We start from the raw sequence: 19,725 nt of genomic DNA, 5'->3' as shown, positions 1-19,725 counted from the left end.
CTTTTTGTCGGAGCCCCTTTTTTTATATGTCAATTTTTACGCGTAAAGGTTTTCAGCCTGTTTTTATCCGAACAGAAAATGAATGTTGTACGTATAATTACTATTAGGTACGATATTTGTTATTTATATAAAGTCTAAATTAATCAAAGCATGGCCTATATAGATTATTACAAAATTCTGGGAGTAGATAAAAAGGCTTCTCAGGAAGATATTAAAAAAGCATTTAAAAAATTGGCGCGAAAGCATCACCCCGATTTGAATCCGAACGATCCGAATGCGCAGCAACGATTTCAAGAGATCAACGAGGCAAACGAGGTGTTGAGTGATCCTGAAAAGAGAAAGAAATACGATCAATACGGGGAGAATTGGAAGCATGCCGATGAGTTTGAGGCGCAAAAACAGCGCTACGGACAGCAGGGAGGTTTCGGGGGAGGTTCTTATCAATGGTCTTCGGAGGGAGGTTTTTCCGGTATGGGAGGAGACGGAGAGTTTTCTGATTTCTTTGAATCTCTGTTCGGTTCTCGCCGGGGAAGAGGGGGTGGAAATGTCGGTTTCCGCGGGCAGGATTACAATGCCGAGTTGCATTTGAGTCTGCGAGACGCGGCCAAAACCCACAAACAGGTATTGAGTGTAAACGGGAAAAATATCCGAATTACCGTTCCTGCAGGCGTTGCGAACGGGCAAATCATCAAGTTGAAAGGACAGGGAGGTCCGGGTGTAAACGGGGGACCTGCTGGAGATCTGTATATTACCTTCGTGATTGCGGAGGATTCGACATTCAGACGCTTGGGCGACGATTTGTACGTCACGGCACCCTTGAACCTGTACACGGCTGTATTGGGTGGAGAGCAAACGGTAGAAACGTTGGACGGAAAAGTAAAGCTGAAAGTAAAACCCGGAACGCAGAATAACGCTAAGGTCAGGTTACGGGGAAAGGGCTTTCCGGTTTATAAGCAAGATGGAAAATACGGAGATTTGATTGTGACCTATTCCGTGGAGGTTCCCACGAATTTGACGGAGAAGCAGAAAGAGTTGTTTAAAGAAATTCAGGGATTAAATTAAAAGACATTGTTATGGAAACAGATTTGATAATTGTTAGTGAATACTGTCAGAAATGCCATATAGATCCCTCGTTCATCGTTTTGCTGGAAGACGGAGGGCTTATTGATGTCCGGATCATTGGAGATGAACACTATTTGTTGCTTTCCCAATTGCAAGAGTTGGAAAGATATACCCGGATGTATTATGATTTATCTATTAATATCGAAGGAATAGATGCCATTCGTCATCTGCTGGAACGAATGAAAGACATGCAGAACGAGATGGACCGGTTAAAACAAGAACTTCGGGTACTTCGTTCCGGGAAAGTGGAGTATTCGGAAGATTGATTTTTAGTGCAATAAAATGCCATATGCCGCATGCCGATAAATGGGATGCGGTATTTGTATTTATGGAAAGAAGGAATATGACGGTTTATTGTTTTTCTTCCTGTTCGATGTCTGCACGAGACTTGCTTTGGGTAACGAAGTAAACACCCGTAAAGACCAAGATAGCCGCAATCGGCTTGTCCCAGGACAAGCTATCTTGTCCGATCAGGATTGCCACGACGGAAGCAATTAAGGGTTGGGCGTAATTATACATGCTGATCGTGGTCGGCCGGATTCGTTTCAATGCAACCGGAATGAGGAAATAAGCGAGGAAGGTAGCTCCGAATACGACATAAAATAGGCTTAGAATGGCCTTCCAGTTCGTTTCGTAAGTAAAGATTTTGGCTTCCTGCATGTCCGTGATACTGAATGGAATCGTGAGTAGAGTAGAAAAGAGAAACATCCATTTCATCAGAGTGACAGGAGTATAGCGTTGGGCGATGGGGCGGGAGATCACCAGATAGGTGGCGTAGCTGACAACGCTCAGAAAGCAATAGAGGTTACCGAGAAGCGAACTGCCTTGTCCCGCGGACGCGGATGCCGATTGCCAGATAATCAATAAGGCCCCGCAGGCCCCGATAAATACTCCTCCCGCTTTTTTAGAGGTGATGGGTTCTTTTAGTATAAGGGCCGAAATGATCATGACTACCACGGGATTCATCGTGACGATAAGTCCGGCGTCGATAGGGGAGGTCATACCTAATCCGATAATAAAAAAGAGTTGGTTGACCGTCGTCCCGAGTACGGCACAAAAAAACAGGATTAATAAATCTTTTTTTGTAACTTTTTCGTTTATAAAAAAGATGGAGGCGAACCAGAAAGCGATGGCTCCGAATGCCATGCGCGCGAAGGTAAGTCCCATGGGGCTAATCCATTCCGGCATCAGTGTTTTGGCGATCGGAATGTTCAGTCCGAAAAGAATGTTTGCGGAGAAGATGGCGATATGCCCGTGCCATTTATCTTTTGTCATGGGTTACGTTCTTAATTTATTGCGAAAGTACTCTTTTTTAAACAGATTGTTTATGAATGGTAAAAAAAATAGGAGGAAAAAGGCCTAACAAGCAGGACTTTATTTTTTCTTATTTCTTTTTATGAACAAGGAGGTTGCGCGATAGGTGAAGAGGTATTAATTTGGGCGAGTTAAAAATTAATGTGATGCGAATCGGTGGTAACGTATTTCGGGTGGTAGAATTTTTGCGAGTAAGCAAGGATGAGGGTGTAGCTGATTCGTGGAAAATAAATGATAGAAAAATATGAAAAAAAAGAGATTGGGTTTGTTACCGAAGGTGGCAATAGCTATAATACTCGGGGTAGTTTGTGGCTTCTTTTTTCCGGATGGGTTGGTTCGGATCTTTTTGACGATAAACGGATTATTCGGAAACTTCTTGGGCTTTATTATTCCTTTATTGATTTTGGGATTAGTGGCTCCCGGTATTGCAGATGTCGGTAAAGGAGCGGGACGTCTGTTAATGTTTACCGCTCTTTTAGCCTATGGGTTTACTATTTTTTCGGGCTTCTTTACTTATTTTACCTGTGATTTGACTTACCCGTGGTTGCTCGATACTGCGGAGCAATTGCATCCATTGGAAACGGCAAAAGGGGAGACTTTGACTCCCTACTTTACCGTGGCAATGCCGCCGTTAATGGATGTGATGACCTCCTTGCTTCTGGCTTTTACTTTGGGTTTGGGAATGTCCGTTATTAACGGGGTCACGCTGAAAGGGGCCATGGAAGATTTTAAAGATATCATCAATAGGGTAATCACGGGGGTTATTATTCCTTTATTGCCTCTTTATATTTTCGGTATTTTTTTAAATATTACCGGTTCCGGTCAGGTTTCCGGGGTAATGGGTGTGTTCGTGAAAATTATTGTCGTAATTTTTATAATGACGATCATTCTATTGTTCATGCAATTCTTTATCGCCGGTTTTGTTTCCAAATCGAATCCTTTCCGGCTTTTCAAAAATATGCTTCCGGCCTATATGACAGCCTTGGGGACACAATCTTCTGCGGCCACTATTCCGGTTACGTTGGAGCAGACGATTAAGAACGGGGTCAATCGAGAAGTTGCCAGCTTTGTCATACCACTTTGTGCGACCATTCATCTTTCCGGCAGTACGATGAAAATTGTTGCCTGTGCGATGGCTATCATGCTGATGTCGGGAATGGATATCTCCTTCGGGCAATTTGCCGGATTTATCTTGATGTTGGGTATTGCTATGGTGGCGGCTCCGGGAGTTCCCGGCGGTGCGATTATGGCGGCCTTGGGGTTGTTGCAATCCATGTTGGGATTCGACGAGACGGCCCAGGGATTGATGATCGCCTTGTATATAGCGATGGATAGTTTCGGAACGGCTTGTAACGTGACCGGAGACGGAGCAATCGCCGTAATCATGAATCGGATCAGCAAATACGAGTTGAAAACTCATCCGGGAACCCGGGAAGAGCTGGAAAAGATCGTTTCGGTGGAATAGACGATTTGATTCTTTGGATAAATGAACATGCTGCCTGTTATTCGGGCGGCATGTTTTGTTATATGTTTTCTATGCTGTGGAATGATATTGAATTTACATTTTTATTAGGGATAATTTTCTAATAAACAACTGAAAGTGCTTGTTATAACATTAAAAAAATCAGGATATTATTAACAATTATTTTTTAGTATTCGCAATTGTTAAAATAATTTACAATATTGCAGTTAGTTTAGATGATTGATTGTTAATTAAAAGTAAGTGTTATGAAAAGAATTATTTATTTCTGTTTTATTTCTATTTTGTTTTGTGGATGTGTTCACGAGTTAGAAGAAACAAATGAAGTTGAAAGTATTTATTATAATGGGGATAATAAATCCGGAATAAGTTTTGTCAAAAGGATTGATGAGCAAAATCAAAAGAAAGAATTAGAAAGGATTCTTGAGTTTAAGCGGGTTCGTTTGATGTTGGATCATACATGTTTTGGTTTGGGATTTCGAGAGGGACTCCATTTTCTCATTCCTATACAAGACCGAATGTCGGGAGTGATTAACGGGTGTTTGATTTATAAAATAGAAAATGATGAGAGCGAGTCTATAGAACAAGTCAAGCCACCTGGAGAATTATATTTGATTGATCAGAAAGAATATAATACTTTACCCTATGAAGTTCAAGTCATGCGTTCTGTTTTTTTCAAAAATGGCAGAACGGAGGTTTAACTGTTGAATCTTCTTTATGTATGCCGAGACAAGGTTTTACGAAGAGTAAGATCGTGAATAATGGGGATGTGTTTATTGAAAATAGCGTGGCCCGTGCTGTTGATCCGTTAGGTCCTGCGTATCTGAGCCATATTGATTATTATATAGAAATTGAAAATGGAATAATAGATGGAGAGTCTCTTATATATGGGGTGAGCTATGAAGCGAGAAACGAAATATTTCGGAGAAATGGTCGTCTGCTTGAACGGAGGGTACAACCAACAAAAAATCCGGAAATTATTGTTGAAATGGAATGGATTAAGATATGCTTGAATACTCATAAAACATTAACTGAAAAAGGATATCGTGATTTATTGGAAGCATATACGGGTGCTTGTAGAAATGAATTTAAAACAAAGGCAGGTGTGGTAGATGTTCATTATGCTATTCATCTATTAGGTGGTTCGGGATCTTCTTCGGGAGGGAGTAGTGGTGGTTCGGGAGGAAGTGGTAGTTCGGGCGGTACTTCAGGTGAATATGAACACACGGAAGCGGAGCTGACGGAATTAGGGATAGATTTGGAGACATTTCAGTTAGACCCTTATGATAAAATTCCTGAATTAACGCTTGAAGAAATAATTTTAGTTACGAGGTTTCCCTTGCAAGCTTTGGAAATTAGGAAAAATGCTGAAATTGCGGAAAGAGAGACAGAAGCATTATTCGGGAAAAATGGATGGAATGATAAAAGTGATGCTTTTCGGCATTGTTATTTTAATATTTTAAATTCTATCAGTTGTGGTGTCGTATTGGCAAGACGTTTTGGGAATGCGCATGAAGAGCGTTCAGACCAAAGTGCTTTGGAAAAGAGAATGGATTTGCATAATAATAAAGTCGGATATGATATATTTAAAAAATATTCGGGTCTGGATAAAAGATCTGCCAGTGATAAAGCAATGGATGCCTTAAATAATGGCGATTTATTATATGAGAAAAATGGAGAACTTATTCCAACGAATCAATAAAAATAAGTAAGATGAAAAAGAAAAGAATTTTTTTTATTGTATTGTTTGTTTGTGTCATTTTATTGATCATCTACAATTATAGCGGTATAGAATTATTTAGATCTTATGAAAAGGAGTTTTTGATAGAAAATCAGGAAACATGGCATCAACAGTTTTCTTTTAAAAAGGAGCCTATGTCCAGTATTTCTATCAAATTGAAAGGAGAGGTGGAAGGAGATCTTAAATTGACCCTTAGCGATGGGAAACGTGAATGGAAAACAGATATCGCTCAGCAAGATGTGAATCGTTACAAGGGTGAATTTATTTCCAGGGACTGGTATTCGAAAGAGGTAATCGTGACCATCGCGTCTAAGAAGGGTAAAATGAAAGAATTAAGAGTATATTTTGATTATTATTAATTGAATAAATTATAATATGAAAAAGAGAACCATTTTTTTAATTGCACTGTTTGTTTTGTCTTGTTAATGCTTTATAGTTATAGCGGAATTCAATTTTTTAGATCTTATGAGAAAGAGTTTTTGATAGAAAATCAGGAAGCATGGAGTCAGCAGTTTTCTCTAAATAGAGAGCTTGTATTCAATATGTCAGTCAAATTGAAGGGAAAGGTGGAAGGAGATCTCGAATTGATTTTTAGTAATGGAGAAAATGAATGGAAAATAGATGTTCCTCAACAAGAGGTAAATCGTTACACGGGGACCTCTTTTATTTATGATTGGTATTCGAAAGAGGTGATCGTGACCATAAAATCAAAAAAGGGTAAGATAAAAGAATTGAGAGCGTATTTTGATTAGTTTTCATAATAGGTGTTTTAATGTTAGAGAAAAAGGTCGCTTCACCATTTGGACGAAACGACCTTTTTGATTTTTATTAGGTAAACTATTGGTCGGGCGGATGAGGTTGATTTTTTAGTTTTTATCGTTTATAACCGTTGGACTCCATTTTTTTATATATTTGCAGAACTATTTAGCATACCAAAAAGTATAAAATGGCCGAATTACGGGAGGAGATTATCAGCAAATCGTTTGTGCAATTCCTGACGAGGGGGTATAAAGCGTGTTCTCTAAAAGATTTGGAACAGGCTACCGGTTTGACCAAAGGGGCTTTTTATTACTACTTTAAGGATAAAAAAGAGATACTGAAAGCAGGAATTGAGAAATATTTTACCGTTATGCGTGAAATCGGGGATAAGGAATTGATTCAGATTTCTTCGTTGCGGGAATTTTTCGGGTTGGTATTACAATATAAGGAAGAGAGTGCCGATCTTTCGAAAAAATTATTCAATACCTACGTGATAGAGGTTTTATTTTTTCAATTGGTATTGGAAGTGTCTTCGCTGTTTCCCGAATTTAGAGAGCGGATATACGGTATTTCCAAAAATCGATTAGCCTGTTGGGAGTATATTATTTTGAAGGCAAAGGAAAAAGGTGAAATCCGGGAAACGTTAGATACTTCCGTATTGGCGAAGAATTTAATGTCCGTGTCGATCAGTATGTTAAATTTGAAGTTCGAAGAGGCTGATATGAAATTTGTTTTTTCGGATATGCGGATGCAGTTTGAACAATATTATCTGTTGATAAAAAGATGAGCGGTACCAGGGAAACAATCATTGAAACGGCCTTTTTGCTTTTTCTGAAGCGGGGCTATAAGGCGGTGACTTTATCGGACTTGGAACGGGCCGTGGGGATGACGAAGGGTACGTTTTACTACCATTTTACAAATAAGGAAGAGGTTTTGAAAGAGGGTATCAGCGAGTACTATCGTTTATTGAACCGGAAAAGGACGGAGGAATTTGAACAGATACATTCGTTACGGGAGTTTATAGATGTGACGATACGCCATTTGCTGGAGATCGATAATTATAGCGCCAAAAGTTTCGATAGCGATATTCCGGAAATTTTATGTCTTTCGTTATTGGTAGAAGTGATTTCCATTTATCCCGAGTTTCGGGAAGTCGTGTTGAATACGAAAGTTTCCTGGTTATCTAAATTGGAACAATTGATATTGCAGGCGAAGAAGGAGGGAGAAGTGAGAGATGACGTGGATACGTCTATTTTGGCAAAGAATTTGCTGAACATAGGGGTCGGGGTGATCAATTATCTGATCATGCATCAGGATATTTCTTATGCGTTATCGGCTGTTCGATCGCAATACGAACAATTGTATTCCTTGGTAAAAGCAGGGTAATTTTTTTGGTAAATCACATACCGAAAAGTATAATAAAAAGAGACGAAATTACGTTGAATATTGAAATCGGTTTTTGTTAATGTTTGCATAACTAATGTTTAAAGATATGAGAAGGGTTATTTTTAGTTTTGTTTGTATGTTCCTGTTTATGAATTTATGCGCCCAGCGGGAAATGAGCTTAGAAGATTTCCGTCGTTTGGCGATAGAGAATAATAAAAACCTGAAGATAGCCGATGAAGAGATTCGTGCAAGCCGGGAGCAGAAAAAAGAGGCTTTCACGAAATATTTACCCGGAATCGACGCGATGGGTACGTATATGCGGAATCAAAAAGAGATCAATCTTTTAGCTGAAGACGCTCATTTGCCAGTAGGTACGATAGAGAATGGAAAGTTTACTTTTCGGCCGGATCAATTGATGTCGGGGCCGGATGGAAAACCGGTCGTAGTGAACGGTCAGTATGTTCCGAAAGATTATGCTTTATTGCCAAAGAGTGCCATGACGGTAGACGAACGTAATTTAGCCGTATTGCAGATCGGTTTGACACAGCCGTTGTATATGGGGGGAAAGATCCGGGCTTATAATCAGTTGGCGGGATTGTCCGAGAAATTGGCGGAAAGTAATCGGTCTCAGGAGTTACAGAATATTATCGTTGCCACGGATGAGGCGTATTGGCAGATCGTCTCTTTGGTGAACCGGAAACAGATGGCGGAAAAATACGTGGAGACTTTGAAAAAATTTGAGCACGATGTATTGTTGATGGAGGAGACCGGAGTGGCAACAAAGGCGGATGTACTTTCCGTAAAGGTAAAACTGAATCAGGGAGAGATGATGTTAACGAAGGTGGAAGACGGGTTGAGTTTGTCGCGTATGGTGTTGAACCAGATTTGCGGGTTACCGATCGATACGGTGATCCCTTTAAGGGGGGAGCATATGGATATGAAGTTAAAGGAGGTCCCAGGTGTGGATATCCGGCAGGTTTTTAACCGTCGTCCCGAGGTGGCCAGTTTGACTTTGGCAACCGATATGTATAAAAAAAAGGAAAAAATAGCGTTATCGGAGTATTTGCCGACGATCGCTTTGATGGCCAATTGGTTTGCAAGTACTCCCTCTTTTTATGATGGGATAAGTGCTAAGTTCGATGGAATGTGGAGCGTCGGGATCGGGATAAAAGCTCCGATTTTCCATTGGGGAGCTTCCCGGAAAAGCCTGAGGCACGCGAAGGCCCAGACTAACATTATGAATTATAAGCTACAGGAGGCGAAAGAAAAAATAGAGTTGCAAGTAAATCAATCCGAGTTTAAGGTCAAGGAGGTAGCTAAAAAATTGGAGATGGCACGTAAAAACATGGAAAAAGCGGAAGAGAATCTTCGATTTGCCCATTTGGGATTTCAAGAAGGGACCATTCCGGTTTTAAATGTATTGGAGGCACAGACGGCTTGGTTGTCGGCCAACGCCGAGCTAATCGATACGCGGATAGAGGCAAAATTGAGCGAAGTTTATCTGCAAAAAGCATACGGAACCTTGTTGGAGATTGATAAATAAGGTATAACTATAATTACGATATGGTGATGAAAAATGAAAAGAAGGAAAACGGTAAGGTAAAAATTTTTGCCGGAATTGTTTTGATCGTCCTTTTGGTAGGAGTTTTCGGTTTTATTTTTAGAAAACCGCTTCCGGAGATCATACAGGGAGAAGCGGAGGCGAATGAGGTCAGGATTTCCGGGAAAGTACCCGGAAGAATTGCCCTTTTCTTGGTGGACGAAGGGGATCGGGTTCGGAAAGGCGATACTGTCGCTATTCTGGATAGTCCGGAGGTGATAGCAAAATATTCTCAGGCCCGTGCGGCGGAAGAGGCGGCGCAAGCATTGAGTGATAAAGCTCAGAAAGGGGCTCGGGAAGAAAAAATCACTATGGCGTATCAAACCTGGAAAAAGGCTCAGGCAGCCTCGGATGTTGCCAAAAAATCTTATGAACGCGTGCAGAAATTGTTCGAGAACGGGGTTATGTCAGCTCAGAAAAGAGATGAGGCCGAAGCGAATTATAAAGCGATGTCAGCTACGGAGCAAGCCGCCCAAGCCCAATATGAAATGGCTATGAACGGGGCTGAAAAAGAGGATAAATTGGCAGCGGAGGCTCAGGTGAACCGGGCTAAGGGAGCCGTGGCCGAGGTTAGTTCGTACGTGAACGAGACATTTTTAATTTCTCCGATAGACGGTGAGATATCCGAACGCTATCCTCACGTGGGAGAGTTGGTCGGAACGGGTTCTCCGGTCATGGATGTATTGGATTTATCCGATACGTGGGTCGTTTTTAATGTCCGGGAAGATTTACTGAAAGATTTACAGGTGGGGGTTACTTTCAAAGCCTACATTCCGGCTCTGGATAATAAGGAGATTACTTTAAAAGTGACCCGGATGAAAGACATGGGAAGTTATGCGGCCTGGAGAGCGACCAAGACGACCGGACAGTATGATGCTAAAACTTTTGAAGTAAAGGCTGTTCCGACAGAACCGGTAGAGGGTTTGCGTCCGGGGATGAGCGTGTTGAAAAAAGTGAAGGGTTAAGCTACCGGAAAACGGAGTTCTTAGTCGGAAAAATCTTAAATCTTAAATAGAGATGCAAAAGGATATACGGGCTTTGTGGGTTTTGATGAAGAGAGAGTTTGGGATTCTCTCGGGGCGTTGGCTGTATTGGTTTGTGATGGTGGTCGCCCCGATGTTCTGTTTCCTTTTTTTTATGGATTTACTGAAAGACGGCTTGCCGACGAATTTACCGATAGCCGTTGTCGATGAAGACAATACGGCTATGTCCCGTCAATTGGTCCGCACGCTGAATTCTTTTGCACAATCGGAAGTGGCGATGCAGACTACCTCTTTTAAGGAGGCAAGGGAGGCCATGCAAAAGAGCGAAGTGTACGGTATTTTCCATATTCCTGCAGATTTCCGGCGGGATATTTCCACGGGAAAAGAGCCGGTTATCTCTTTTTACACGAATGATACCTACTTTCTTCCGGCCTCTTTGGTATATAAAGATATGAGAACCCAAACCTCTTTGGCCAACGGTGCAGTTCAGCAAACATTGTTATTGGCAAAAGGAGAGGGATGTCCTTTGTTGTCAGCCCGGTTGATGCCTGTCGCTTTGGACTCTCATCCGTTGAATAATCCGTGGCTGAGTTACTCCGTATATTTGGCTAATTTTCTTTTACCGGCTTTTCTTTGCATGTTCGTGATGTTCATGACTGCATACAGTATCGGGGAAGAGGTAAAGCGGGGAACTTCCCGGAAATGGTTGGAAATGGGGCGTAACTCGATCGTGTTGTCGTTGATGGGTAAGCTTATCCCTCAAGCTGTTGTCTTTATCTGTATGGGGATGTTTTATTTGTCACTACTTTATGTTTACGCTCGTTTCCCATTGAACAGCGGTTTTTTCCCGATGTTTTTAGGAATGGTAATGATGGTGCTTGCATCTCAGGGAGTGGCCTTGTTTTTAACGGGACTGGTTCGGCGTAATCGAATTGCTTTGAGTGCTTGTGCTTTGTGGGGAGTGCTTGCTTTCTCCATTTGCGGTTTTACTTATCCTGTCCGTTCCATGCCTTTTTTAGTTCAAGCGATGAGTAATCTTTTTCAAATGAGGCATTATCTTTTGATTTATATCGATCAGGCTCTTAATGGCTTGGATATGATTTATTCCTGGCAGTCTTATTCCGCCTTGTTGGTATTTATGTTGTTACCGTTGTTGGTCCTGAAAAAATTGAAATTGGATTTGTTGAAATTTAAATATATGCCATGATCGGTAGAATGATTAATTTGTGAAATGGATGATTGATTTCTGGAAAGATATATATTATGTGCTGAGACGGGAATTTTACATGATCTTCCGGGATCATGCCGTGTTAACTTTTTTCGTGGCCCTGACCCTGGCTTACCCGATAACTTATGCTTATATTTATAGCAACGAAGTGGCTCGGGAGATCCCGGTTGCCGTAGTGGATCAGGATAAATCGTCGGAGAGTCGGGAGTTTATCCGGAATTGGAATGCCACGGCAGGGGTGGATGTGGTAGCTTATTGCAGTAATATGGAGGAGGCGAAGAAGTTAATGTACCGGAAAAAGATCTATGGTATATTGGAGGTCCCTTCTGATTTTAGCAGATGGATAGCCAGGGGAGAACAGGCTCATGTTTCGCTTTTTTGTGATATGAGTGCCTTGTTGAATTATAAGACTTTATTGACGGCAGCTACAGACGTCTCTTTGGCTATGGGGAAAAAGATACAAGTAGACGGGATGGAATATGCCTCGAAAATCCAGCAACAACTAACAGCTTCTCCTGTTAAAGTACGTGAGGTGAAGATGTATAATCCTCAGAGCGGATTTACCTCTTTCCTAATCCCGGCTGTTCTGATTTTAGTAATACAACAGTCTTTATTATTGGGAATGGGAACTATTGCGGGAACAGAGAGGGATCGTAATATGAAGAAGCGAATGATCCCCCGGAATATGCATTACCGTTATCCTTTGCGGGTCGTGTTGGGAAAGGGCATGATTTATCTCCCGATCTATTTTGTGATGGGTTATTGGATTTTATTCATCGTCCCCCGTATATTCGGGATGACTCAAATCGGGGCGAAGTTGGAACTGATGTGGTTTCTCTTGCCTTTTTTACTCTCGTGTATCTTTTTTGCCATGATACTCTCTTTTTTGTCCAAGGAGCGGGAAATGCCTTATCTTTTATTTGTTTTCACCTCTGTTCCTTTGATGTTTATTTCCGGAATCTCCTGGCCTAAAACGGCGATTCCGGAATATTGGCTTTGGATAGGCAATGTATTCCCTTCTACACATGGAATAAACGGTTTTATCTCTATCAATAATATGGGAGCAACTCTATCCCAAGTCTCTTGTGAGTTTTACAGCTTGTGGATTTTGACATTTATTTATTTCGGATTGGCTTATTTTTTGTATAAAAAAGAGGTGGAAAAAATCTGGGGATGAATGGGATAGCCCTAAGATAGAGAGAACGACTTTTTAGCGTGGTGGTTAATAAACGAATATAAAAACAGCGTGTATGACGAATAAATTTATTCTTCTGGTATTGAGTATGGTGTTATTGTTCGGGGCGTGCCGTACGTCAAAGACGGGCCGTACTCAGGGAAAAATGGTGGTAAAAGCGGATACGGTAAAAGACCATCAAGGGGAATTATCTATTGTGTATCCGGGAAAAATAAAGGCGGCTTCCGATGTGAATCTGGCTTTTCGGGTGGCCGGTCCTATTTTGAGAATGCCGTTGGAGGTAGGAGCCTTCGTAAAGAAAGGCACTGTAATTGCCGAAATAGATCCCCGGGATTATGAAATTCAGTTTTCTGCCACGGAGGCTGAATTCCGACAGGTAAAAGGAGAGGCCGAGCGGGTGATTGAGTTGTATAATCGGAAAAGCGTTCCCGTGAACGATTATGAAAAAGCCGTATACGGTTTAAGACAAATAACAGCTAAATACAACGCTCATAGAAATGCGTTGGAAGATACCCGTTTACTGGCTCCGTTCGACGGGTATATTCAAAAAAAGATTTTTAATCCTCATGAAACGGTAAATGCCGGTATACCGGTAATTTCTATGATCAATAGTGCTTATTTCGATGTGGAGATCGATATCCCCTCGAGCGACTATGTTCGTCAGGCTTTGTTCAAATCTTTTTCTTGTACTATCGATGTTTTTCCGGATAAGGTATTCCCTTTGGAATTGATAGAAGTTACCCGGAAGGCTAATTTAAACCAGCTCTACAAGATGCGTCTTCGTCTGAGACCGGAAAAAGGATTTGATATAGCTGCCGGGATGAGTGTAAACGTGAATATCGAATATAATCCTCAAATTAGCGAGTTAACGATTATTCCGTTATCCGCTGTTTTTGAAAATAGGGGGGATGCTGCCGTTTGGGTGTATGATCCTTCGACTCGAACCGTTTCTACGAGAGAGGTAAAACTTGGTAAAATATTGAAAGACGGGACCGTTATCGTCGCGCAAGGGTTGAACGTGGGAGAGATCGTTATTTCAGCCGGAGTCCACGGGTTGAAAGAAGGTATGGAAGTGGAGCTTTTGAAAGGAGTGTCATCGACTAACGTGGGAGGATTGCTATGAACTTGACGGAATACGCTTTGAATAATAGAGCGTTGGTGAAATTTTTTATTGCCGTGCTCGTGATTGGCGGTGTTTTTGCTTTTATCTCTATGAGTAAGCTGGAGGATCCGGAGATAAAGGTAAAACAGGCGATGATTCTTACTGTTTATCCCGGGGCTTCTGCTCATCAAGTGGAGTTGGAAGTGACCGATGTATTGGAAAAATCGATTCGTTCCATGGGAGCTATATCTACTATCGAATCCAAATCGGTAGCGGATATGTCTTTGATAACCGTGGAGTTGGAGAGTACGGTCAGCGGAGGTGAATTAGAACAGAAATGGGATATTTTACGGCGGAAGGTAATAAATGCACAGGCCAGTTTACCATCGGGGACCCGTCCTTCCGTTGTCATGGATGATTTTGGGGACGTGTATGGTATGTTTTACGCGATAACGACCGACGGCGTATCAGATGAGGAGTTGATGGATTATGCCCAACTGGTGAAACGGGAGTTGCAGGATATTGCGGGGGTACGTCGGGTCGAGCTGTACGGGGATCGGAAACCATGTATCAATATCGAGATCCTTCAGGATCAAATGGTGAACCTGGGTGTACATCCCATGGAGGTTCTGGCTACGTTGAATAATCAGAATAAGACGGTTTATCCCGGTTATTTTAATAGCGGTGACCAACGTATCCGGGTAGCCGTGAATGATAGCTATCATTCTATTGAAGATATTCAAGATTTAATTATTCAGGGGCACGAGGGAGATCAATTGCGATTGCGGGATATCGCTACCGTGACCAAGGGATACGAGGAGCCTTCTCGTAACGAGATGCGCTATGATGGAAAACGTGCTTTTGGATTAGCCGTTTCTATGGAAAAAGGGGGAAATATTGTTTCATTGGGGCGTATTGTCGATAAAAAACTGACAGATCTCAAAACTTCCCGGATTCCGGTAGGTATTGATTTCCATAAGGTCTTTTTTCAACCGGAACGGGTAAGTGAGGCTATCGGCGTATTTATGGTGAATTTAGTGGAATCCGTTGTTATTGTCATATTGATTCTGATGTTGACGATGGGCTTCCGGAGCGGTGTTATCATAGGAACCGGTTTGGTGATTATTGTGTTGGGCTCTTTTGTGGTGCTCTATCTTTTTGACGGAACATTGCAGCGAGTTTCATTGGGATCGTTAATTGTAGCGATGGGAATGTTGGTGGATAATGCCATCGTTATTGTGGACGGGATTTTGGTCGACCTGGAACGGGGAATAAAACGTCCGGCGGCTTTGACAAATATTACGAAGAAGACGGCTATGCCTTTATTGGGGGCCACCTTGATAGCCATATTGGCATTCTTCCCGATTTTTATTTCTCCGGATACGACGGGCGAATATGTTCGGGATCTATTTATCGTGTTGGCCGTTTCTTTGTTGCTGAGTTGGATATTAGCCTTGACTCAGATTCCTATCCACGCGGATAGATCGTTGAAAATACAACCGAAGGAGGGTGGTGAAAAACTTTTTGATAGTAAGATTTACCGTTTGTTTCGGACTTTTTTAACTTATATTTTATGGCATAAGAAGTTAGCTGTTGCTGTAGTTGCTGTTTTATTGGCGATTACGGCTTATTGTTACCGTTATATCCCCCAGGGTTTTTTCCCTGATCTGAGTTATTCCCAGTTATATGTAGAATTTAAAATGCCCGAAGGAACCAGGATAGAACGAGTAAAATCCGATTTGGCCGAAATCGAGCGTTATTTATTGAATCGTCCGGATATTACTCACGTGACAACGAGTTTGGGAGGAACTCCTGCCCGCTATAATTTGGTACGTTCCATAGCAGAACCTTCCATGAGTTATGGGGAATTAATTGTGGATTATACCAGTCCCGATGCATTAAAAAGTTCGTTATCGGAAATCCAGGATTATCTGGAGGCTCGTTATCCGGATGCTTACGTGAGGATGAAGCGTTATAATCTCATGTACAAAAAATTTCCGATCGAATTGATGTTTTCCGGTCCCGATCCTGCCGTTTTAAAAGAGTTGACGGCTAAAGCCGAACGTATCATGCGCGATGAACCGGCAGTTATGCTTGTCACGAGGGATTGGGACCCGATGGTTCCCGTGTTGATGGTGAACTATTATCAGCCGATAGCCCGCTCCGCGGGACTTTCCCGTTCCGACGTGGGATTGTCGATGTTGTCGGCAACGGATGGACTGCCGGTAGGGGCTTACTACGAGGGAACCCGTTCTCTGCCTTTATACATGAAGAGCCGGAATAGCCGGGGAGAAAAGGTCGAAGCGTTGGATAATATTCCCGTGTGGAGCGTGATGCCTTCTGCTTTAAACGAGGAATCTTTGAAAGGATTATTGATGGGAACGACCTCGGGAGAGGAGTTGTTGGCTCGAACCATAGGTTCGACCCCTTTGAATCAGGTGACCCGCGGTGTGAGTATGAAGTGGGAAGATCCGGTCGTACGGCGTTATAACGGGCAACGGGCGATGCGGGCGCAATGTAATAACGCTTTGGGCTATACTGCCGAAAGTGCAAGGGGTCTTTTGGCCGAGAGAATAGATACGATTGCTCTACCGGAAGGCTATACGATGCAATGGTTAGGGGAGCATAAGGCGAGCGGGGAATCGATGAAATATCTTTTCGCCAATATTCCGTTGGCTATTATCTTGATGATTGCCATATTGATTATGTTGTTTAAAGATTTTAGAAAACCGATAATCATTTTCTTGTGTTTACCTTTGGCGACGATCGGTATTGTGGCGGGAATGTTATTGAGCGGTAAAGAGTTCGGGTTCGTGGCTATCGTCGGAGCTCTCGGATTGATCGGGATGATGATTAAGAATGGAGTGGTATTGTTGGATGAGATCGGTTTGCAGATAGCCTCGGGAAAGAGTCAATTACAAGCGTTGTTAGATTCCTCTTCTTCCCGTTTCCGTCCGGTAATGATGGCCTCTTTAACGACTATATTAGGAATGATTCCGCTTTTAGGGGACGATATGTTCGGCTCTATGGCGGTAACGATTATGGGAGGATTATTGGTCGGAACAGTGATTACGTTGGTATTTATTCCGGTTTTATATGCAATCTTCTTTGAAGATAAAAAAGAGGAATAACGTTTAGCGAATGATAAATTTAAATCAAGGAAAAATGCGCTTTTTATTTGTAGTTATATTGTTGGTGGGTTTTATACCGGTACAGGCTCAGGTATCATTGGATTTAAAAAAATGTCGGGAAATGGCCTTGGAGAACAGCAAGAAAATAGCTATTGCGGCTCAACAAGTTGAGAAGTCCACCTATGACGTGAAAAGTTACAGGGCTAATTTCTTTCCGAAGTTTTCGGCCACTGGCATGTATGCTTATATGCAAAAGAGGTGGAAGTTTAAGATCAACGGCGGTTATTTGCCCACGTATATTCAGGACGGACAAGGGAATTTAGTTCCCAATTTATATCTTGATCCGACAACGCATTTGCCGGTGATGGGAAAAGACGGTATGTTTCTTTTTAATGAATATGCTTTTATGCCTGATATCAATTTGGCTTTGGGTTTGAGGGGTATTTATACGGCAGGGATTTTGTTGGAGCAGCCTCTTTTTATGGGTGGAAAGGTGCGTTCTGCTTTCAGGATGGCAAAGATAGGGAAAGAGATGGCGGATCTGAATCAGGAATACAATCGAAAGGAGGTAATTTTAGAGGCCGACGAGGCGTATTGGCAATATTTGAAAGTGTGTGAATTGGTGACTTCTGCCGAGAAATATAAGTCGGTTGTGAAAGAGTTGGTACTTAATCTGGTAAATGCTTATGAAATCGGAATGAGTTCCCGTAATGATTTATTGAAAGCACAGGTAAAGCTGAATGAGGCAGAGCTTATGTTGCAGAAGGCTATGAATGGTGAGTCTTTGGCCCGTATGAATCTATGTCGGATTGTCGGGATCGATTTTTATTCGGAAGTACAGATTAGTGACACGCTTCAAGAAGGGATTACTCCGGGGTTATTCGAGGTGAAGGCGGAAATCACGGGACGGCCCGAATATAATTTGTTAGAAAAGGAGGTCGAGTTAAAAATAAAAGAGGTGGAGCTGACCCGTTCCGATTTTTTACCTCAACTGGGAGTTTCGGCTTCTTACGGGTATTCCGATGGGATTACCTTGAACGGACAGGGTTCTGGTATATCTTCTTTTACGGCAATGGCTTCCTTAAAAATTCCGATTTACAATTGGGGAGAAGGCAGAAATAAGGTTCGTTCAGTGAAGGCGGAAAAAGAGATGAGCCGTTTGAGACAGGAAGACATGGCACAAATGATGCAGTTAGAGATTGCCCGGGCTCGCTTTAACGTGGAAGATGCGGTGACCCGGGTAACATTGACCCGTCAATCGTTATCTCAGGCGGAGGAAAATTTGACTGTTAGTAAAAATCAATACGAAGTCGGGATGGAAACATTGACCGACTATATGGAAGCACAGGCTCAGTGGCAAAAAGCATGGAGTGACTGGATCGATGCCAAGGCTGAATTACGTTTAAGTGAAACCCGTTATTTGAAAGCGACGGGGCAATTGTAAAGATTCGTTCAGATACGATCGATTGAAATAATATACCTGTTTCCGCTGGTTTCGTTTTTTGTTTGGATGTTTTTATAGAGTTTCGGAAAAGAAAGTGAAACATTTGTTTAGTCTTTCGAGTATATGGTTATGATCTTTAACTGTATATTATGAAGATGATGTTTTTTTCTGTATTGAAATGGGCTCCGGTGATAGGAGCTTTATTTGTAGTCGAATCCTGTCGCAGGGCGGCGCCTGGATTAGAGATCCCGCAGTTGGTTAAAACGGCAGAGATTCAAAAATATGAAGGAGAGAGTAGTACGAATTATCCGGGGAAGATAAAAGCGGCTTCGGATGTAAAATTGGCCTTTCGGGTGGCGGGTCCGATCATAAGGTTTAGAGCAAAAGAGGGAGAATACGTGAAGAAGGGACAGGTATTAGCCGAAATCGATCCCCGGGATTATAAGTTGCAATTTGATGCTACGGCGGCCGAGTATAAACAGATCAAAGGTGAGTCGGAGCGAGTGATGGAGCTTTATCGCCGGAAGAGTGTTCCGGTAAATGATTATGATAAGGCGGTTGCTGCATTGAAACGGATTACGGCTCTGTATGAGGCGCATCGAAATGCTTTGAACGATACGAAATTACGGGCTCCTTTTGACGGGTATATCCAAAAAAAGTTTTTTGATGCTCATGAAATCGTTAATCAGGGTTTACCCGTATTGTCGATGATTAATGATAATTACTTCGAGATAGACATAGATATTCCATCGAGTGATTATATTCGCCGGGAGAACTTCGTGAGTTCTTATTGCGTTGCCGATGTGTATCCGGGAACGAAAATTCCATTGGAACTATTGGAAATAGCACAACAGGCTAATTACAATCAACTCTTTAAAGTCCGGTTTCGTCTGAAACCGGAACAAAAATTGAATATCGCTGCAGGGATGAGCGCTACTGTCACCATCGACTTTATGCCGGGAAAAGACGATTTGGCCTTGATTCCTATTTCCGCTCTTTTTCAAAAAGACGGGAAATCGTATGTATGGTCTTACGAAAAGAAGGAGGGGAAGATAAGTAAATCTTTAGTAGAGATCGTTGAAATTCAGAAAGACGGAATGGTTTTGGTTCAATCCGAACTGCTACCCGGATCTTGGATCGTTACAGCCGGGGTCAATCATTTGAAAGAGGGACAAAAAGTTCGTCAACTTCCCCCCGTATCAACCTCTAATGTCGGAAAACTTTTATAATGCTTTGTCGG

18 protein-coding genes are annotated in these 19,725 nt (G+C 42.1%); 17 read left to right on the top strand and 1 reads right to left on the bottom strand.

What is annotated here, in order from left to right; genetic code table 11:
- Positions 1 to 150: 150 nt before the first annotated feature.
- Together NVS78_RS02235 and NVS78_RS02230 are read left to right on the top strand one after the other, a co-directional pair.
- Positions 151 to 1,062, top strand: coding sequence for a DnaJ C-terminal domain-containing protein (locus NVS78_RS02235; protein ID WP_286357730.1), 912 nt, complete (start codon positions 151 to 153; stop codon positions 1,060 to 1,062).
- An 11-nt stretch (positions 1,063 to 1,073) separates the two neighbouring features.
- The gene (locus tag NVS78_RS02230; RefSeq protein WP_286357729.1) at positions 1,074 to 1,388 is read left to right on the top strand and encodes a chaperone modulator CbpM; all 315 of its coding nucleotides are present in this window, start codon (positions 1,074 to 1,076) and stop codon (positions 1,386 to 1,388) included.
- Positions 1,389 to 1,473: 85 nt separating this feature from the next.
- Here NVS78_RS02230 and NVS78_RS02225 read toward each other — a convergent pair whose 3' ends face one another.
- Positions 1,474 to 2,397 carry a DMT family transporter gene (locus NVS78_RS02225; RefSeq protein ID WP_286357728.1) on the bottom strand — a complete coding sequence of 308 codons (924 nt, stop codon included), beginning with the start codon at positions 2,395 to 2,397 and terminating at the stop codon, positions 1,474 to 1,476.
- 283 nt (positions 2,398 to 2,680) lie between these two features.
- Between NVS78_RS02225 and NVS78_RS02220 the strand changes: the two genes are divergently transcribed.
- The 15 genes from NVS78_RS02220 (at position 2,681) to NVS78_RS02150 (ending at position 19,714) form a co-directional block, all read left to right on the top strand.
- Positions 2,681 to 3,901, top strand: coding sequence for a dicarboxylate/amino acid:cation symporter (locus NVS78_RS02220; protein WP_286357727.1), 1,221 nt, complete (start codon positions 2,681 to 2,683; stop codon positions 3,899 to 3,901).
- Between the two features lie 263 nt (positions 3,902 to 4,164).
- Positions 4,165 to 4,617, top strand: coding sequence for a hypothetical protein (locus NVS78_RS02215; protein ID WP_286357726.1), 453 nt, complete (start codon positions 4,165 to 4,167; stop codon positions 4,615 to 4,617).
- A gap of 20 nt (positions 4,618 to 4,637) precedes the next feature.
- Positions 4,638 to 5,618: a DUF6973 domain-containing protein gene (locus NVS78_RS02210; RefSeq protein WP_286357725.1), complete on the top strand. Its 981-nt coding sequence runs from the start codon at positions 4,638 to 4,640 to the stop codon at positions 5,616 to 5,618.
- 11 nt (positions 5,619 to 5,629) lie between these two features.
- The gene (locus tag NVS78_RS02205) at positions 5,630 to 6,016 is read left to right on the top strand and encodes a hypothetical protein (RefSeq protein WP_041503116.1); all 387 of its coding nucleotides are present in this window, start codon (positions 5,630 to 5,632) and stop codon (positions 6,014 to 6,016) included.
- Positions 6,017 to 6,199: 183 nt separating this feature from the next.
- Positions 6,200 to 6,409, top strand: coding sequence for a hypothetical protein (locus NVS78_RS02200; RefSeq protein WP_286357724.1), 210 nt, complete (start codon positions 6,200 to 6,202; stop codon positions 6,407 to 6,409).
- Positions 6,410 to 6,603: 194 nt separating this feature from the next.
- Positions 6,604 to 7,203, top strand: coding sequence for a TetR/AcrR family transcriptional regulator (locus NVS78_RS02195; RefSeq protein WP_286357723.1), 600 nt, complete (start codon positions 6,604 to 6,606; stop codon positions 7,201 to 7,203).
- Positions 7,200 to 7,802 (top strand): TetR family transcriptional regulator, encoded by a 603-nt coding sequence (locus NVS78_RS02190; RefSeq protein ID WP_286357722.1) that lies wholly within the window; start codon positions 7,200 to 7,202, stop codon positions 7,800 to 7,802. The genes NVS78_RS02195 and NVS78_RS02190 overlap by 4 nt, the downstream gene beginning before the upstream one ends.
- Positions 7,803 to 7,908: 106 nt before the next feature.
- On the top strand, positions 7,909 to 9,345 hold the full coding sequence (locus NVS78_RS02185) for a TolC family protein (RefSeq protein ID WP_286357721.1): 1,437 nt from the start codon (positions 7,909 to 7,911) through the stop codon (positions 9,343 to 9,345).
- A 26-nt stretch (positions 9,346 to 9,371) separates the two neighbouring features.
- On the top strand, positions 9,372 to 10,367 hold the full coding sequence (locus NVS78_RS02180) for an HlyD family secretion protein (protein WP_059027257.1): 996 nt from the start codon (positions 9,372 to 9,374) through the stop codon (positions 10,365 to 10,367).
- A gap of 52 nt (positions 10,368 to 10,419) precedes the next feature.
- Complete coding sequence (locus tag NVS78_RS02175; RefSeq protein ID WP_286357720.1) at positions 10,420 to 11,592, top strand: ABC transporter permease; 1,173 nt, start codon at positions 10,420 to 10,422, stop codon at positions 11,590 to 11,592.
- 28 nt (positions 11,593 to 11,620) lie between these two features.
- Complete coding sequence (locus tag NVS78_RS02170) at positions 11,621 to 12,790, top strand: ABC transporter permease (RefSeq protein WP_286357719.1); 1,170 nt, start codon at positions 11,621 to 11,623, stop codon at positions 12,788 to 12,790.
- A 73-nt stretch (positions 12,791 to 12,863) separates the two neighbouring features.
- Positions 12,864 to 13,931 (top strand): efflux RND transporter periplasmic adaptor subunit, encoded by a 1,068-nt coding sequence (locus tag NVS78_RS02165; protein WP_286357718.1) that lies wholly within the window; start codon positions 12,864 to 12,866, stop codon positions 13,929 to 13,931.
- Positions 13,928 to 17,041: an efflux RND transporter permease subunit gene (locus NVS78_RS02160; RefSeq protein ID WP_286357717.1), complete on the top strand. Its 3,114-nt coding sequence runs from the start codon at positions 13,928 to 13,930 to the stop codon at positions 17,039 to 17,041. The genes NVS78_RS02165 and NVS78_RS02160 overlap by 4 nt, the downstream gene beginning before the upstream one ends.
- A gap of 34 nt (positions 17,042 to 17,075) precedes the next feature.
- Positions 17,076 to 18,485 (top strand): TolC family protein, encoded by a 1,410-nt coding sequence (locus tag NVS78_RS02155; RefSeq protein ID WP_286357716.1) that lies wholly within the window; start codon positions 17,076 to 17,078, stop codon positions 18,483 to 18,485.
- Between the two features lie 149 nt (positions 18,486 to 18,634).
- A complete protein-coding gene (locus NVS78_RS02150; protein WP_286357715.1) occupies positions 18,635 to 19,714 on the top strand; it encodes an efflux RND transporter periplasmic adaptor subunit in 1,080 nt (359 codons plus the stop codon).
- The last annotated feature ends 11 nt before the right edge of the window (positions 19,715 to 19,725 follow it).

The sequence above is a fragment of the Gabonibacter chumensis genome, from assembly GCF_024741215.1.
In the GTDB taxonomy this organism is placed as follows: Bacteria; Bacteroidota; Bacteroidia; order Bacteroidales; family Marinifilaceae; genus Gabonibacter; species Gabonibacter massiliensis.
This window is presented reverse-complemented; position numbering and strand designations above follow the sequence as displayed.

What these genes read in the sequence shown, in the direction of transcription:
- NVS78_RS02195 (WP_286357723.1), top strand. Translation starts at nt 6,604, where the DNA reads ATGGCCGAATTACGGGAGGAGATTATCAGCAAATCGTTTGTGCAATTC.
- NVS78_RS02175 (WP_286357720.1), top strand. Translation starts at nt 10,420, where the DNA reads ATGCAAAAGGATATACGGGCTTTGTGGGTTTTGATGAAGAGAGAGTTT.
- NVS78_RS02215 (WP_286357726.1), top strand. Translation starts at nt 4,165, where the DNA reads ATGAAAAGAATTATTTATTTCTGTTTTATTTCTATTTTGTTTTGTGGA.
- NVS78_RS02190 (WP_286357722.1), top strand. Translation starts at nt 7,200, where the DNA reads ATGAGCGGTACCAGGGAAACAATCATTGAAACGGCCTTTTTGCTTTTT.
- NVS78_RS02160 (WP_286357717.1), top strand. Translation starts at nt 13,928, where the DNA reads ATGAACTTGACGGAATACGCTTTGAATAATAGAGCGTTGGTGAAATTT.
- NVS78_RS02170 (WP_286357719.1), top strand. Translation starts at nt 11,621, where the DNA reads ATGATTGATTTCTGGAAAGATATATATTATGTGCTGAGACGGGAATTT.
- NVS78_RS02235 (WP_286357730.1), top strand. Translation starts at nt 151, where the DNA reads ATGGCCTATATAGATTATTACAAAATTCTGGGAGTAGATAAAAAGGCT.
- NVS78_RS02180 (WP_059027257.1), top strand. Translation starts at nt 9,372, where the DNA reads ATGAAAAATGAAAAGAAGGAAAACGGTAAGGTAAAAATTTTTGCCGGA.
- NVS78_RS02150 (WP_286357715.1), top strand. Translation starts at nt 18,635, where the DNA reads ATGAAGATGATGTTTTTTTCTGTATTGAAATGGGCTCCGGTGATAGGA.
- NVS78_RS02210 (WP_286357725.1), top strand. Translation starts at nt 4,638, where the DNA reads ATGCCGAGACAAGGTTTTACGAAGAGTAAGATCGTGAATAATGGGGAT.
- NVS78_RS02200 (WP_286357724.1), top strand. Translation starts at nt 6,200, where the DNA reads ATGTCAGTCAAATTGAAGGGAAAGGTGGAAGGAGATCTCGAATTGATT.
- NVS78_RS02230 (WP_286357729.1), top strand. Translation starts at nt 1,074, where the DNA reads ATGGAAACAGATTTGATAATTGTTAGTGAATACTGTCAGAAATGCCAT.
- NVS78_RS02185 (WP_286357721.1), top strand. Translation starts at nt 7,909, where the DNA reads ATGAGAAGGGTTATTTTTAGTTTTGTTTGTATGTTCCTGTTTATGAAT.
- NVS78_RS02205 (WP_041503116.1), top strand. Translation starts at nt 5,630, where the DNA reads ATGAAAAAGAAAAGAATTTTTTTTATTGTATTGTTTGTTTGTGTCATT.
- NVS78_RS02225 (WP_286357728.1), bottom strand. Translation starts at nt 2,397, where the DNA reads ATGACAAAAGATAAATGGCACGGGCATATCGCCATCTTCTCCGCAAAC.
- NVS78_RS02165 (WP_286357718.1), top strand. Translation starts at nt 12,864, where the DNA reads ATGACGAATAAATTTATTCTTCTGGTATTGAGTATGGTGTTATTGTTC.
- NVS78_RS02155 (WP_286357716.1), top strand. Translation starts at nt 17,076, where the DNA reads ATGCGCTTTTTATTTGTAGTTATATTGTTGGTGGGTTTTATACCGGTA.
- NVS78_RS02220 (WP_286357727.1), top strand. Translation starts at nt 2,681, where the DNA reads ATGAAAAAAAAGAGATTGGGTTTGTTACCGAAGGTGGCAATAGCTATA.